The 15600-nt window shown below is 46.5% G+C and carries 17 protein-coding genes and 1 pseudogene; all 18 read left to right on the forward strand.

Annotated elements, in window-relative coordinates; genetic code table 11:
* The first annotated feature begins 9 nt into the window (after positions 1 to 9).
* The 18 genes and pseudogenes from AB1611_04460 to AB1611_04545 all read left to right on the forward strand — a co-directional run bounded on the left by AB1611_04460 (position 10) and on the right by AB1611_04545 (position 15472).
* On the forward strand, positions 10 to 1050 hold the full coding sequence (locus AB1611_04460; protein MEW6378842.1) for a DNA-directed RNA polymerase subunit alpha: 1041 nt from the start codon (positions 10 to 12) through the stop codon (positions 1048 to 1050).
* Positions 1051 to 1079: 29 nt separating this feature from the next.
* Complete coding sequence (gene rplQ, locus AB1611_04465; GenBank protein MEW6378843.1) at positions 1080 to 1475, forward strand: 50S ribosomal protein L17; 396 nt, start codon at positions 1080 to 1082, stop codon at positions 1473 to 1475.
* 172 nt (positions 1476 to 1647) lie between these two features.
* Positions 1648 to 2439: an ATP-binding cassette domain-containing protein gene (locus AB1611_04470; protein MEW6378844.1), complete on the forward strand. Its 792-nt coding sequence runs from the start codon at positions 1648 to 1650 to the stop codon at positions 2437 to 2439.
* Positions 2429 to 3304 (forward strand): ATP-binding cassette domain-containing protein, encoded by an 876-nt coding sequence (locus AB1611_04475; GenBank protein ID MEW6378845.1) that lies wholly within the window; start codon positions 2429 to 2431, stop codon positions 3302 to 3304. Before AB1611_04470 ends, AB1611_04475 begins: the two co-directional genes overlap by 11 nt.
* A 204-nt stretch (positions 3305 to 3508) precedes the next feature.
* A complete protein-coding gene (locus AB1611_04480) occupies positions 3509 to 4219 on the forward strand; it encodes a TonB family protein (GenBank protein MEW6378846.1) in 711 nt (236 codons plus the stop codon).
* Positions 4220 to 4244: 25 nt separating this feature from the next.
* The gene (gene tolB, locus AB1611_04485; protein MEW6378847.1) at positions 4245 to 5597 is read left to right on the forward strand and encodes a Tol-Pal system beta propeller repeat protein TolB; all 1353 of its coding nucleotides are present in this window, start codon (positions 4245 to 4247) and stop codon (positions 5595 to 5597) included.
* A 93-nt stretch (positions 5598 to 5690) separates the two neighbouring features.
* The gene (gene pal, locus AB1611_04490; GenBank protein MEW6378848.1) at positions 5691 to 6302 is read left to right on the forward strand and encodes a peptidoglycan-associated lipoprotein Pal; all 612 of its coding nucleotides are present in this window, start codon (positions 5691 to 5693) and stop codon (positions 6300 to 6302) included.
* A 47-nt stretch (positions 6303 to 6349) separates the two neighbouring features.
* The gene (gene ybgF, locus AB1611_04495; GenBank protein MEW6378849.1) at positions 6350 to 7291 is read left to right on the forward strand and encodes a tol-pal system protein YbgF; all 942 of its coding nucleotides are present in this window, start codon (positions 6350 to 6352) and stop codon (positions 7289 to 7291) included.
* 190 nt (positions 7292 to 7481) lie between these two features.
* Positions 7482 to 7754 carry a DUF3795 domain-containing protein gene (locus AB1611_04500; protein MEW6378850.1) on the forward strand — a complete coding sequence of 91 codons (273 nt, stop codon included), beginning with the start codon at positions 7482 to 7484 and terminating at the stop codon, positions 7752 to 7754.
* A 276-nt stretch (positions 7755 to 8030) separates the two neighbouring features.
* Entirely contained in the window at positions 8031 to 8489 is a 459-nt protein-coding gene (locus AB1611_04505; GenBank protein ID MEW6378851.1) for an Hsp20/alpha crystallin family protein, read from the forward strand.
* 83 nt (positions 8490 to 8572) lie between these two features.
* Entirely contained in the window at positions 8573 to 10927 is a 2355-nt protein-coding gene (lon, locus tag AB1611_04510; GenBank protein MEW6378852.1) for an endopeptidase La, read from the forward strand.
* A gap of 32 nt (positions 10928 to 10959) precedes the next feature.
* Positions 10960 to 11550 carry a MarC family protein gene (locus tag AB1611_04515; GenBank protein ID MEW6378853.1) on the forward strand — a complete coding sequence of 197 codons (591 nt, stop codon included), beginning with the start codon at positions 10960 to 10962 and terminating at the stop codon, positions 11548 to 11550.
* A 226-nt stretch (positions 11551 to 11776) separates the two neighbouring features.
* Positions 11777 to 11914, forward strand: a complete 138-nt coding sequence (locus AB1611_04520; protein ID MEW6378854.1) for a hypothetical protein — start codon at positions 11777 to 11779, stop codon at positions 11912 to 11914.
* A gap of 2 nt (positions 11915 to 11916) precedes the next feature.
* Positions 11917 to 12225 (forward strand): nucleotidyltransferase family protein, encoded by a 309-nt coding sequence (locus AB1611_04525; protein ID MEW6378855.1) that lies wholly within the window; start codon positions 11917 to 11919, stop codon positions 12223 to 12225.
* Positions 12218 to 12571, forward strand: a pseudogene (locus AB1611_04530) (DUF86 domain-containing protein). The gene AB1611_04525 and the pseudogene AB1611_04530 overlap by 8 nt, the downstream one beginning before the upstream one ends.
* A gap of 109 nt (positions 12572 to 12680) precedes the next feature.
* Complete coding sequence (locus AB1611_04535; protein ID MEW6378856.1) at positions 12681 to 13094, forward strand: hypothetical protein; 414 nt, start codon at positions 12681 to 12683, stop codon at positions 13092 to 13094.
* A 59-nt stretch (positions 13095 to 13153) separates the two neighbouring features.
* Positions 13154 to 13891 carry an HTH domain-containing protein gene (locus tag AB1611_04540; protein MEW6378857.1) on the forward strand — a complete coding sequence of 246 codons (738 nt, stop codon included), beginning with the start codon at positions 13154 to 13156 and terminating at the stop codon, positions 13889 to 13891.
* A gap of 33 nt (positions 13892 to 13924) precedes the next feature.
* Positions 13925 to 15472: a class I SAM-dependent DNA methyltransferase gene (locus AB1611_04545; protein MEW6378858.1), complete on the forward strand. Its 1548-nt coding sequence runs from the start codon at positions 13925 to 13927 to the stop codon at positions 15470 to 15472.
* The last annotated feature ends 128 nt before the right edge of the window (positions 15473 to 15600 follow it).

The following is a 15600-nucleotide window of genomic DNA, read 5'->3' on the forward strand; positions in this document are numbered from 1 at the left end:
CAAGACTTAATGCTGCAGTTTAAAGGTTTACAAAAACCAAAAAGGCTAGAGTGTGATTTAAGCACACTAACAAACACTTATGGTGAATTTTCTGCAGAACCCTTCGAGCGGGGATTTGGCGTAACCATTGGGAACTCTTTACGAAGAGTACTATTGTCCAGCATTCAGGGTTCTGCGGTGACAGCGGTCAGAATCGAAGGAGCCCTGCATGAATTTTCTTCGTTATCGGGGGTTATCGAAGATGTCACCGAAATTATTTTAAACATCAAAGAGCTTCGAATAAAGTGTCATGTCGATCGTCCAAAAACGATTACTATTCGAAAAATCGGCCCCCACGAAGTGACTGCTGCTGACATCGACCATGATGCAGATGTTGAAATCCTGAATCCTGAGCTTCACATCGCTGATCTCGATAAAGATGGCGTTTTGAACATGGAACTATTTGTTAAACAGGGAATCGGTTATTTCCCGGCAGAGAGAAATAAAGAGGAAAATCAGCCGGTAGGAGTTATTCCCATAGATGCCATCTTTTCACCGGTAAGGAAGGTTAACTTTCAGGTCGTGAATACTCGTTTAGGACAGTCTACTGAATACGAGAAACTGAAGCTGCAAGTCTGGACTGACGGAAGTATCGCTCCTGCCGATGCTGTCGCTCATGCCGCAAAAATATTGAAGGATCATTACAGTATCTTTGTTAACTTCGAAGATAAAGAGGAAGAAATTTCCAAACCCGAGGAAGAAGTCAAAGCCAAGGAAGAGCCCAAGTTCAATGAAAATCTCCTGAAGAGTGTAGATGAGCTGGAACTTTCAGTAAGGGCTTATAATTGTCTCAAAAATGCTAATATTCGGACAATTGGGGAATTGGTGCAGCGGACTGAAAGTGAAATGCTGAAAACCAAGAATTTTGGAAGGAAATCACTTAACTCCATCAAGGGAATTCTCGCGGACATGGGATTGCACCTGGGCATGAAACTGGATAATTTCCCGCCTGTCGAGAGCAAAGAGGAAAAAGTTGATAAAAGTGAAGAGACTGAAGTCGAATCATCCTGATAACAGGAAATAGCAGAGGATCTGAAGATATGCGGCATAAGCTTGATAAAAGGAAACTGAATCGTGATTCCAGTGCCCGTAAGGCAATGCTCAAGAATCTCGTTACCTCGCTCCTTGATCACAATCGGATCGTGACTACGGAAGCCCGGGCCAAGGAAACGCGAAGAATTGCAGAAAAAATTATTACTACCGCTAAAAGCGATACCTTGCATGCCCGCAGGATGATCCTGCGGTTTGTTACCAAAAAGGAAGTCGTGAAGAAACTGTTTAAAGAGATTGCTCCCTATTACCGGGAAAAAGCTGGTGGATATGTCCGTCTGATTAAAATCGGGCCAAGAAAGGGCGATGGCGCGTTTATGGCTATGGTCGATCTCCTTGGCCTGGGTGGAAAAGAACAGGCGGAAAAGAAGGAAACCGAGGCCTAATAAGACTGGAAAGCCAGCAATCAGCCCTGCACGTTTGATACAAGGTGAATAAACAAAAAAAGCAGGATATTCCTGCTTTTTTTGTTCACCAGATACTGCTTATCATGATTTTTCTCATCACCTTCCAGCCATGATTTGTCTTCGCCAGGTAAATCACTCTTATGCCGGGCCGATGGGTCAAAAAACCCTGGCTCTCGAAGATATCAATCTGGCTATCCCGACGGGAAGCTTTACCGCCATTGTCGGGCCGAACAATTCAGGTAAAAGTACCCTGGGGCAGATCATATCCGGGCTGTTAACCCCATCGTCAGGTCAGGTTTTAATCGAGGGATTGAATCTTGTTCACTGGGACCACAAACTGCTGACCAGGACGATCGGTTTGATCTTTTCCAATCCCGAAGATCAAATAATTTTCCCAACCGTGGAAGAAGACCTTACGTTCAGTCTGGAAAGTTTACCGATCGATGCTTTTCAGATTGAAAAAGAAGTTGCGGATATTCTGGAATTTTTGGAAATGAAGGACTACCGGCAGTTTCCCATCCATCATTTGTCCGGCGGCCAGAAACAAAAAATAGCCCTGGCGGCGATGATAATCCGGGGTCTGCGGTATCTGGTTGTGGATGAGCCGATCTCTTATCTTGATGCTCAGGGGAAGAGGGAAGTATTAACCCTGATCCATCGCCTCCACCAGGCGGGTACGACTATTATATATCTTGCTCAAGGCTTCGAAGAGCTTACCATAGCCGAGCGGATTGTAGCCTTATCTGCTGGAAGAGTTATCTGGCAGGGTTCCTTTGTGGAGCTCTTGCAGAGGCCGGATGATGCAGCTCAATGGGGTATTGAAGTTCCCCCGGTTGTCAGACTGGTAAAGGTGTTGCAGGAGGAAGGTATTGCGATTGCCCATCCGGTTTATACGGTTGACCAGTTACTTCAGGCTCTGAAAAAGATAAAAAATGAAAGTTGAGGCACGTGGCTGTTCCTACCGGTATCAGCATTGCCTGAAAGGGCACGAATACGCACTTTCCGGTATTTGCTTAGAGGTTTTGCCATCTCAAATTTCGGGTATTGTGGGTGTAAACGGGGCGGGAAAATCTACTCTGGCCAATCTATTGGCCGGATTATCGAAGCCTTCTGAGGGAACTATCCTGGCTGATGGAAAAAATATATACGCTTCCAAAACGGTCCTGGCAGCCTATCGAAAAGCTGTGGCTCTGGTCCCCCAGTTTCCTGAAGATCAGTTTTTTACCGGCTCTCTGTACCAGGAATTATCATTCGGCTTGGAAAGATGCGGAATTGACAGGGAAATAATACACCGGAAGATCGGAGATACAATCAGGGAACTGGGATTGAACCTGGATGAAGAAAGCCTTGTCCATCGATCTCCCTTTGAATTGGGAGGAGGAGAAAAACGACTGATAAGTCTGGCTGCGGCTTTGATAATGGAGCCGAAAATCCTCATTCTGGATGAGCCGACAGCCGGACTGGATATCATGGCAAGTCAGAGGATCTGGAATCTCATTCATGGGCTTCGGCAGCGATTCAAGCTCAGCATTATTGTCATCTCGCACGAGGTGGAAAAGTTAGCTCTCCTGGTAGATAGGCTGATTGTTGTGCATCAGGGAAAGATCGCTTGTCAGGGCACTCCCTATGAGGTTTTTGCCAAGCCGACGGATCTGTTGTCCTTTGGCCTGGAATTGCCTCAGATAACGGTTTTGGGTTATAACCTGGAACTGCTGGGAATCAAACCTGATCATCGGCCAATTTTCGAAGTTGACGAAGCTGCGGCCTTGATAAAAAAATGGTTCACAGGAACTATGAAAGCTCATTGACAAAAAATGAATAGTTCAATACAATAATCAGATTATTTAAGAGATATCTCTGTAAGATGACTGGAACAAGCTGCGCTTGATGGAAAACCTGGTGCTTGAGAGTTAGCTTTGATTGTAAAACCAATGAGGGTTGCCTTTATTCTTTCCCTGTGCCTCCATGCGGCCTTGGCTGGAATGAGTTCACTTTTAAAACCGAAAGCGAAGATGCGACGTCCAACCTTCTACGCCGTAGCTCTCATTCAACAGAAAGCGCCGGCAGGAAGCAGGAAGGTGCACCCTGACGAGATAAAAGTGAAGAAAGTGTCACCGAAGAAAGAGCCCCAAAAGGTAGCTGCCAAGAAGCCTGAAACAATAAAGGTGCCCAAGGAAAAAGTGAAGACTGCTGCTCCGCTCAAGAAAGAAAAGGTGAAAGCTCAAGACCCTGCCCTCGACTACAAAGAGGTGCAGAAAGCTATTGCTCAGTTGAATCAGGAAGAAGACCAAAAAAAGGCAGCGGAGTCGGTGCGGGCATCGGTGGACGAGATCAAGAAAAAGCTGCTTCAGCAGAAGGCCACTGAGCTTGAGCAGGAATCTGCGGAAGAAGAACTGATTGATGAGCGGATCAGCTTCCTGTCCCAGGGATTTGCGAGCAGCCGGGAAAGCGAGTTATATCGGGCGCAAGTTTGGTCATTAATCAAGTCGCACTGGTCTATTTCCGATATCGCTTTCGACCGTGAGAAAGAAATGGAAGTCCGGATTGTGGTGCACCTTGCAAAAGATGGCTCCATTCTGGAGATGGAATTTGTGAAAAGCTCCGGAAATTCGGCATTCGACAATTCTGCCTGGCTGGCAATCAAGCGAGTCGGGCACTTTCCTCCCTTCCCTTCAGAAATGGATGTTGAGTCGGAGGAGTTTGAAGTTTCATTCGTTCCCTGAGAAACTGATTGACGCAGGAAGAGGAATGTTTTATAGTTTGCAGAATCTCTGGATAAAGAAAGCTTTTGGGCTTCTCATCGTGGTTTGTGCCTTCCTTTTACTGATGTATCCGGGATATGGCCAGGGGAAGGTTTACCTGGATACTATTACGAATCCGGAACTTGCTCCTTTTCCCATTGCAGTGGCTGATTTTGCTTCTCCCCAAAAGATAGACGGTGAACGGGAGATTGCCCAGAGTATCCAGCGGGTGGTGATGAATGATCTTACGCTGTCTGGATTTTTTCGGGTCACCGCGCCAAAAGATTTTCCAGCCCAGGCTCAGGTAACCAGGAGTTTTTTGGAACGCTCCGAGTTTGATGTCTGGGACGGGAGCGGAGTGGATGCCCTGGTTACCGGCAGTTTCCGGGTATCAGGAAACTCTTTGATGGGGAGTTTTCGGCTCTATGATCTGGTGGAAAAAAAATTCATCAAGGGTACCCGCTATGAGGGAAAGATATCTGAATGGCGTCGTATTGCCCATCGAATCGCCAACGAGATTGTCTTTCAGATTACCGGAGAAAAGGGCATATTTGATACCCGAATTGCTTTTGTTTCAAAAAAGACGGGAAATAAGAAAATTTATTTGATAGATTTCGATGGGGAAAACCTCCAACAGGTTACCCGCAATAAGTCAATTAATATCTTACCCCGGTGGACACCGGATGGCAAGAGATTACTCTATACTTCCTTTATCAAGAGGAATCCTGATCTTTATGCCATTGATCTTGCCTCAGGGAGAGATTATCGAATTTCCTATCGGAATGGAATAAACGCCTGCCCAACCTGGTTTTATGACTCCGATGGTGAGAAGATGATACTCATGTTGAAGCAGAATGACCGATCACATCTTTTCCTGACCAAGGTTGGAGAGAAAAGTGCCATTCCCCTGACATCGGGGTCAGCTAATCATGCTTCGCCTTCATGGTCACCTGACGGAAGCCAGGTGGCCTACGTGTCTGACCAGACGGGGGGGCCGCAGGTTTATATCATGACTATCAAGGGAAAAACTACCAGGAGATTGTCTTACCAGGGGAGATATAATGTCTCTCCTGCCTGGTCTCCAAAAGGAGACTGGATTGCTTATTGTAGTCGTCACAATGGATCTTTTAAGATCTTTCTGGCTACGCCTGACGGAGAACAGGTCCGACAATTAACCCAGGGACCGGGTAGTTACGAGGATCCTGCCTGGTCTCCGGACGGGCGGTATCTTGCCTTCAGCTCTACAAAGGAGGGAGGGGCGGCTATCTATGTCATGAGTATTAATGGTACCTATCAGAGGAAATTGACAGTTTTTCGGGGGGAGTCAACCAACCCCGCATGGTCACCACATTTGGAATAAGTCAGGCTTAACTGAAGATAAGTAGAGTAGTGCCATATTTATATTTTAATCAGTTATTATAACATTTTTACCTTATGAGAAGGAGGTCTTTTTATGCTAAGAGAGGATGCTTTTATTATGAAAACGGTGAGAGGGTACTTGAGTCTTTTGGTTGTAGTTTGCCTGTTCAGTCTGTGTGGAGCTTGTGCCAAGAAGATCAAGACAGAAGCCCCCGTAGCTCCCGAAGCCGAAGAGGTAGCTAAACCAACTGAAGCTAAACCTGCCGAGGAACAGCCTGCACCAGCTCCGGAAGGAGAAATCAAAGAGGGTGAGCTCGAGAAGACTCTTACCAGGAGTGAGCAGCCAGGGATTGAAGGTGCAGTTTTGGAAAGCTCCGCACTCAAAGATGTCAACTTCGATTTTGACCGCTCTGAGCTTACCGACACTGCCCGTGAGATTTTGAATGCCAATGCCGAGCTGTTGAAAAAATCTCCCGAGGCAAAAATTCAGGTCGAGGGACATTGTGATGAGCGGGGCTCCACAAGCTACAATCTGGCTCTCGGTGAAAGAAGGGCTGCCAGTGTAAAGGATTATCTGGTTTCCTTGGGAATATCCGCCGATAAAATCTCCACGATCAGCTACGGAGAAGAAAGGCCGCTCGATCCAGGGCAAAATGAGGAGGCCTGGGCAAAAAACCGTCGTGCTCATATCGTCATCCTTCCCTAAGTTAGGGTGAATCCTGCACGATTAGGACCAAAAGGGAAGAATTTATTATGATATCGTGGGACAGAAAAAGTTTCATAGTGTTCTGGTTCGGCTTAGGATTGTGGGGCTTATTTTTCGTGAATGGCTGCGCTACCCAGCAGGAGGTTCTGGACTTAAAACCCCATGTTAATAAGGCGATCCTTCAGGTCAGTGAGCTGTCCAATCAGGTTTATGATCTTGAGAATCGCTTGAAGCAGTTGGAGAACAGGGAAGGTCAGATTCCAGACCATGTCAGACGGTTAGCGGATTTGGAAGCCAGGCTCAACAATCTGCAAGAGGAGGCTCGCTCCCATATTACGGCTGAACAGGAAGATATGAACCTGTGGAAAAAGTTTGATCAGAGATTTCAATATCTGTCCCAGGAAATCGAGAGTGAGAGAAGGAAATTTATTCAATTTCAGGAAGAGACCAGGAAAAAATTCGAGGAATTATCTCCTCGATCAGCGTTGACCCCTCCGGGAGAGGAACTGGAAAAGACGAATACTTCCGAACCAGTTCCTCTCCCGGATTCATCCGGTAACCCTCCTGCTGTCTCTTCTCCGGAACAACCTGAAAAAACTGACGAAAAAGGTACCTACGAGGAAGCTCATCAGGCTTTTGTCCAGCAGGATTGGCCGGCAGCCCAAAGCAAGTTCCTGGCATTTTTGGATCATTTTCCCAAGAGCAAGCTGGCGGATAACGCTCAATTCTGGATTGCGGAATCTTTCTTTAACCAGAAAAACTATGAGAAAGCGATCCTGGAATACGAGAAGGTAATTCAGAATTACCCCAAGGGAGACAAACTGACAGCAGCATTGTTGAAGCAGGCTCTCTCTTTTCATGCTATCGGCAGGATAAAGGAGGCTAAGATCCTTCTTAAGCAGGTAATCAAGAAAGCACCTGATTCCGAACAGGCCAGGATAGCTGAAAAGAAATTGAAATCCATAGATAAGGAAGAAGGAAGCCAATGATAAGAGCTTGATTGAATAGGACTTTCGATGTTTCCCTGAAAATCGTTATTCTTACCCTTTTCCTGGTTTATTCCTTCCCCAAATTTCTCCCCTCAGAAAAATCATAAGGGAATAGCGAAAATAACGTCTATAAAAACATTTATAATGACTTTATTTTTCATTCCATCATTATAAGGAGGGGGAACTCAAGATGGAAGGTCAGGTCAGTACGGAAAACAGCGACTCCACGAGTGGAAAAATCAGTGAGATATTAGAAGCCATCTGTGGATTGAACTGTGGGGATTGTCAATTTTACAAAGATAAATGCCTTGGTTGTCCAAAGCAAAAGGGAATCATGTTTTGGGGCAGATGTCCGATTTTTCGCTGTTGTGTTTATGAAAAAGGATTAGAATCCTGCGCTGTTTGCAGTCAGTTTTTATGTCAGAAATTCCTGGATCAAATCACGACCAGTATTGGGTTATAAGTTTTAATCAAGGGCTTTGGAAAACAGCTCATCAGTTAATGGTGCGGGCTTACCTTCACCATCCCGCTTTTTTTCTTTTCACTATTATCACACCTTTTTCACCGAATCGGAAAAGATAAAAACCAATTTTTAGTGGCCTGAATCTTTTTCGTGATCACCTTGGTAAAAATCTACCGAAATTTTAATATTGAACCTGATTATGCAATAAAACCTGTTTTGGTGATTTCGATTCAAGGTATTTACTACAGAAGTATCTGAGGTTGGGGAGGCTTGTCTATGAATGAAATCGAGGTAGAAGGCAAAGGCGGGAAGTTCGAAGTTAGCTGCTCATATATGGAAAGAGTTTTCTATGATTTATTTTATCCTCAAAAACCTTTGTTCTTTCCCCGGAAGAGAGGATGGTATCCTTTTACCAATGTCTATGAATTGAGCTCTGAGGTCATTATCGAAGTGGAATTGGCAGGACTCAGCCAACGTGACATTCAGATCGGGTACAAAGATGATTGCCTTGTGGTCTGGGGGCAGCGGAAGGAGAGAATGAAAGGGGAAAATGTCCTTTATCATCAGTTGGAAGTTGAATATGGCGTTTTTGAGCGGGTTATTCATATTCCCTTTAAGATTGACAGGGATGGAATACGGGGTTACTACGAAGACGGTTTTTTAACCATACGACTGCCAAAAGAATGTAGCAGAAAGCTGCACGAGAGTACGACTACTATAAGGGTTGGGGAGTAGCGTTGAGTGAAAGGAAGGTGTATAATAGTAAAAGCATAAATAATATCAAAGACTAAGATATCAGTATCCGAGGAAATGGACTCATGGAAATAAACGATATAGAAGATTATCACTTTGGTAAGATTGGCAGGGTAATCCCGGTTCAGCCATTAAAAAATACTATTGTTTTGCCGTATACGGCTTCACCCCTGGTGATCGGCAAGAAGAAGTCTGTAGCCGCAGTGCAGTCAGCTATGGAAAGAGACCGGATTATCGGAACGTTTTTAATCAAAGCAGAATCCTCCAAGGGAGAGGAAGTCGGTTTTGATGATGTCTATCATATAGGAACTGCCGTCGGCATTCTGAAACTGGTGAAAATGCCTGATTCAAGCCTCCGGCTTTTGGTTCAGGGGTTAAAAAAGATCCGACTGGGAGAGATTACTCAGACAGAGCCGTATTTGGTCGGCCAGATTGAAATCATCGAAGAAACCTACGTGAAGACCAATCGGACCGAGGCCCTGCTTCGGAACTTAAATGATAACTTTCAGCGGATCGTTGCCTTGAGCTCATATCTTCCTGATGAGCTGGGATCTGCGGTTTCCAATTTGGAAGACCCTTTCTCGATTGTTTACATGATCGCTTCCATTATCAACATCAAGGCCGAGGAGAGACAGCGGATACTGGAAACTGAGGGTCTGGAGTTGAAGCTCCAGCAACTATTGGCCTTATTGAACAAGGAAATACAAATTCTGGAACTGGGAGGAAAAATCCAGTCCGAAGTGGCTGACGAGATTTCCAAAAGCCAACGGGAATACTTCCTGCGGGAGCAGATGAAAGCCATTAAGAAAGAGCTTGGGGAAAGCAGTGCTCAGGAAGCGGAAGTCAAGGAATTGCGAGACCGGCTGGATGCTTTGGATCTTCCGGATGAAGTGCGGAGCGTAGCCGAAAAGGAATTAAGCCGGATGGAGACTATCCCCAGTGCAGCCCCGGAATATGTCGTGATTCGGACCTACCTTGACTGGTTGATGGACCTTCCCTGGCGGATATCGACCCAGGATAATTTGAATCTGGAAAGAGCCCGGCAAATTCTGGAGCATGACCATTATGATTTGAAGGAAGTCAAGGAACGGATGGTTGAATACCTGGCTGTACGCAAGCTCAAGCAGGATATGAAAGGGCCGATCCTGTGCTTTGTCGGTCCGCCGGGAGTAGGAAAGACTTCTCTTGGTCAGTCAATTGCCAAGGCCATGGGCCGCAAATTCATCCGCATGTCGCTTGGCGGTATACGGGATGAAGCGGAGATCAGGGGACATCGGAGAACCTATATTGGAGCCATGCCGGGAAAAATCCTGCAGAGCATCAAGCGGGTTGGAACAAATAACCCGGTTTTTATGTTGGATGAAATCGACAAGGTAGGGGTGGATTTTCGGGGTGATCCCTCCTCAGCCCTGCTGGAGGTCCTCGATCCGGAGCAGAATGTAAGTTTCATGGACCACTATGTCGATCTTCCCTTTGATCTGTCCGGCGTGCTGTTTATCGCTACTGCCAATGTACTGCAAACTGTTCATCCGGCTTTACTGGACCGGATGGAGGTTCTGCGGCTGCCTGGCTATATCAATGAAGAAAAGATCAATATTGCCAAAAATTATCTTATTCCCAAACAAATCGAGGCTCATGGTATCAAGGAGGAAAATATCTCGTTCGAGGATTCAGCCATTCAGGAAATCATTACCAGCTATACCCAGGAGGCTGGAGTGAGGAATCTGGAGCGGCAGATTGCCAGGGTTTGCCGCAAGGTAGCCTACAAGATAGCTACACGGGAGAACGGATTTCAACAGGAATTCATTAACCAGGAAAAGGTCCGGGAATATCTGGGGTCACCGAGAATTTTCCCGGAGGCCGCCCGGCGGACTTCTACGCCGGGAGTAGCCACTGGCCTGGCCTGGACCGAAAGCGGTGGAGATATTCTTTTTATCGAAGCCTTACGAATGCCCGGCAAGAAAGGATTGACTATTACCGGACAACTTGGCGAGGTCATGCAGGAGTCAGTCAAGACCGCATTATCGTATGTCCGATCCATTGCCAGCCGGTATGGAATCAAGGAGAACTTTTACGATCAGAGTGATCTGCATATCCATGTGCCAGCAGGTGCTATCCCGAAAGATGGACCTTCAGCCGGAACCGCCATCGCTACCGCTATTGCTTCTATCTTAAGCGGCCGCCCGGTGAAAAAAGAGGTGGCCATGACCGGAGAGGTCACTCTTGCCGGTCTGGTTCTGCCGGTTGGCGGCATTAAAGAGAAAGTCCTCGCTGCCAAGCGGGCAGGTATCAGGATGGTTGTTCTTCCTTTCCGGAACCGGGTCGATGTGGAGGAGATTTCTCCACAACTGATAGAAGGGATCGATTTTAAATACGTTGATCGAGTGGATGAAGTTCTGGACATCGCCCTGAGCGAGTGACGTAAGAGAACCACTCTCAAGCCGGAGGAGATATGCTCAAAGCAATCTCTCTTGCATTTGTCCCCATTTTTGTGGCTATGGACGCTGTGGGTGTATTGTCCGTGTTCATCGCCCTGACCCGAAGGCTGGCGAGAGCGGAGAGGCGTAAGATTATTCTTGAATCGATGATTACCTCTCTTGGGCTCTGCCTGGGGTTTATCTTTCTGGGAAAGGCGCTTTTCGCCTGGCTCGGCATCACCGGAGGGGATTTCATGGTGGCCGGTGGAATCATCCTTTTCATTCTGGCTATGGATGGCCTGATAACCCATGACAGGAGACGGGGAGTCCCGGTGGCAAAATATTCGGGCGTGGTTCCCATCGGCACACCTCTTATTGCCGGCCCTGCGGTTTTGACTACCCTGCTGATTCTGATGGATACCTATAGATTATCGGTAGTGATCAGTGCCGTAGCCCTCAATATCGCTTTAGTAGGCGTAGTCCTTGCCCTCTCGGACGTGATTCTATCGGTGATCGGCGAGGCAGGAGCTGAAGTTCTCTCCAGGATTGTCAATCTGTTCCTGGCAGCCATGGCCGTGATGATGATCAGGAAGGGTGTCAGGGAGCTTATTCTGCTTTCACGGTAGAAAATATCGACAACCAGGCAAGAGACTCACGTCACCGAAGGCTCGCTCTATTTTACCTGCTGGTTTCCAAGCTCTTCTTCAGATATGGTGTATGAGACACATTTACTTTTCTCGTTAGATATGGTTAATTAAGCGCTTACAGAGTAATGTGTATGTTCAAGTTATTCCCTTGAAATTACTTAAAACATCCAGTACACTATTTAATATTACTCCATTCTTAACAACTATGACGATGTCTGATATTGATATCCTCATCCTCGACCAGATGATTAAAAGTTTCGCCGGGAGGTATGACCAGCCCGAAAGAATGCTGAAGATAGACTGGCCCAGCTACCTCCAGTTCAACCACCTTGCGGGAGCCTGATTATGAGTGAAGAGAGAAGGATGTTGAACAAACTTGAAGTGTTGAACTTCCTTTCAGAACATAAGCAGGAGCTTATGGAGCGCTTTTCGGTTCGGAAGATCGGGCTGTTTGGGTCCTTCTGTCGTGACCAGGCCACCGAAGCCAGTGATATCGATATTCTGGTGAACCTTGACCAACCCACATTTGATCATTACCTGGATTTGAAGTTCTACCTTGAAGATAACCTGGGGCGGTCCGTTGACCTCGTCCTGGCTGATTCAGTCAAACCCCGCCTCAAGCCGGTTATCGCCCGTGAGGTAGTTTATGCGTGATTTCCGGCTTTATCTCGACGACATAATAGAAGCTATAAAACAAATTCGTTCCTACGTGCAGGATATGAGCATGGAGGCTTTTTCGAAGGATAGGAAAACGCAGGACGCCGTGGTTTGAAATCTTGAAATCATTGGTGAAGCAGCAGGCAAGCTGCCCGATGAAGTTTTGAAAAACGCCCCCCAAATCGAATGGCGCAAGATCAGATCGCTCCGCAATATCCTCGCCCATGAATACTTCGTGATCAACCTTACCATTGTCTGGGACGTGGTGCAAAACAAGCTGGGGCCGCTGGAAGCTGCCAGCCGTGGATTGTCGGCGAAAGCCTCGGAAACGGATGCGCCTTGAGGATTTGTAAAGGATTCATAGACAATGGCGAATTCAAGCAATCGAAGACAATTACCTATGTTCGGAGATAAAAAGCCGGAGTCACAGGAAGAAATCCTGGTACGTTAAAATGACCAAAAGATTCTACCTTTACGGAATTGGCGTCTGGTTTATCCTCCTGATACTGACGGTCATGTTCGGAGCATTCAGGGAGGCATTCTTTATTCCATACACCGGCATGAACGGCACCGTTGCACGGGCGATACTGCTGCCTGTGGCAATTGCATACACTCTCATAGTGACCTATCTGTTCTTGAAAAGAGCAAAAGGCTATACACAGAAAGATACGGTAATTCTTGGTCTTATGTGGCTGGTTCTGACTATAGGCTTTGAGTTCCTGTTCGGGCATTATATAATGGGCCATCCCTGGGAAGCACTGCTTGCGGACTATAATATCCTCGCAGGAAGGACATGGGGGCTGTTTCTTGTGACGATTGCTGTTGCTCCGGTGATTGTGCATAAGCACCTGATTAAGAGAGTATAAACCCTACAGGGTATTACCGGGAAAAGGTTTATTAATTCTTTAAAGGAATTGGCTTATTTATGACGTCTTTCAGGCTTGCTGCAATAAAAATTCTCAGGGAAGCAAAAGAGCCTCTGCATTATGAAGAGATAACAAACAGGGCCTTGGAGCAGAACCTTATTGAGACTTCCGGCGCTACTCCTGAAGCTTCCATGAACGCCCAGATCAGCACTGATATAAAGAACAAGAATGAAAGGGCTGCCTTTGTAAGGACTGGCAAGGGTTATTTTTCAATCAATCCCAATTATACGGAAGAGGAGCAGAAAGAGGAAGAGGAAGAGCAGGAAGAAATAGTAAAGGAAGACACAGAGAAGGTGAGTAGCTTGTATATTGGAAGAGCTGGCGAGCACCTTGTCGTCAGTGAACTTCTTTTCCGGGGCTATAATGCAAGCATAATGAGTGTTGATGAGGGCCTTGATATTGTGGCAACAAAGGAAGAGCGGCTATATAACATCCAGGTCAAGACCTCTACCGAGAACAAGTTCAATTATTATGTCTTTGACCTGCGCATAAGTTCCTTTGAAAAGCACAATAGAAATAACACATTTTATATCTTCGTCCTGAAAGGGCAAGCGACACATTTCCTGGTCCTTCCTTATGTTGAGATTCAGAAAAACATTGACCAGAAGAATATCCTGACCGTAAATAAAGGAACCAGGTACAGGGTTAATATCCGCATCAGGGATGAAAAGCTTTATCTGGGCAATATGGGGAATGAAATGGCTTACTATATGAATAATTGGGGATTGATAAGGTAAGGGATCAATTAAATTTTTGTGAGGGTGCTTTGAATGGCCAACAATAACAACGGAAAAGTCGAACTGGATTTTGTCCACAAGCTCTGGCAGGCAGCGGATAAGCTGCGGAACAACATGGATGCTGCTGAGTATAAGCATGTTGTCCTTGGGCTGATATTTCTGAAATATATCTCGGATGCTTTCGATGAGCTGCACAAAAAACTTACCGCTGATATGGTGAATGGGGCAGACCCTGAAGACCCCGACGAGTACAAGGCAGAGAATGTCTTTTATGTTCCACAGATAGCACGATGGTGTTATTTACAGAAGAATGCAAAACAGCCTGAGATTGGAAAGTTCATTGATGATGCAATGGACGAGATTGAAAAGGATAATACTACCCTGAAAGGTGTCCTGCCGAAAAATTACGCCCGGCCTGCACTTGACAAGCAGAGGCTTGGAGAGCTTATTGATTTAATCGGGACAATCGGCCTTGGGGATTCTGAGAACAGAAGCAAGGATATCCTGGGCAGGGTTTATGAGTATTTCCTGGGCCAGTTTGCTGATGCGGAAGGTAAAAAAGGCGGCCAGTTCTATACTCCAAGATCCATAGTCAAGGTGCTTGTCGAGATGCTTGAGCCTTACAAGGGCAGGGTCTTTGATCCCTGCTGCGGCTCCGGCGGGATGTTCGTCCAGAGCGAGAAATTCATCGAGGCGCACGGCGGCAGGATCGGTGATATCTCCATTTTCGGCCAGGAATCAAACCAGACCACATGGCGGCTGGCCAAAATGAACATGGCAATCAGGCGGATTGATGCAAATATCCAATGGGGGGATTCCTTCCATAATGACCTGCACAAGGATTTGAAGGCAGATTTTATCCTTGCCAATCCCCCCTTCAATGACAGCGACTGGAGAGGGGATTCTTTAAGGGAAGATATCCGGTGGAAGTATGGTGTGCCGCCTGTCGGGAATGCCAACTTTGCCTGGGTACAGCAGTTCATCTATCATCTTGCTCCGACCGGGATAGCTGGGTTTGTCCTTGCCAATGGCTCAATGTCCTCGAACACCTCAAACGAGGGCGAGATACGGAAAAACATAATCGAGGCTGATATTGTCGATTGTATGGTAGCTTTGCCATCGCAGTTGTTTTTCAATACCATGATTCCTGCCTGTCTCTGGTTTATTGCCCGTAACAAACAGAACCATAAGTTCAGGGACAGGAGAGGTGAGGTCCTTTTCATCGATGCCCGGAACATGGGCCAGATGGTTGACAGAAGGCACAGGGAGCTTACTGATGAGGAAGTGGCAAAGATTGCGGGGACTTATCATGCCTGGAGAGGCGAAGGCGGCAAGGAAGGCGTCGAATATGAGGATGTGCCGGGATTCTGCAAGGCTGCCAAACTGGATGAGATAAGGAAGCATGGACATATCCTGACTCCCGGCAGGTATGTCGGGGTTGCTGAGGAAGAGGAAGATGATGAAGTCTTTGAGGAAAAGATGAAGCGCCTGACCTCGGAGCTTGCGGAGCAGATGAAGGAGTCGGTGAGGCTTGATGAGGAGATAAGGAAGAACTTGGAGGGGATTGGGTATGGGGTTTAACATGAATGGCACTTACATAAGAATTAGTAATTCTCCCGCAGAGACGCTGAGACGCAGAGGATATCATTGAAAAGTAAAAGTAAAATAAGTTCCTCCTTGTGCCTTTTTACTTTTTGCTTGCTTCCAGG

This window comes from bacterium, assembly GCA_040755755.1.
Classification (GTDB): Bacteria; SZUA-182; SZUA-182; order DTGQ01; family DTGQ01; genus DTGQ01.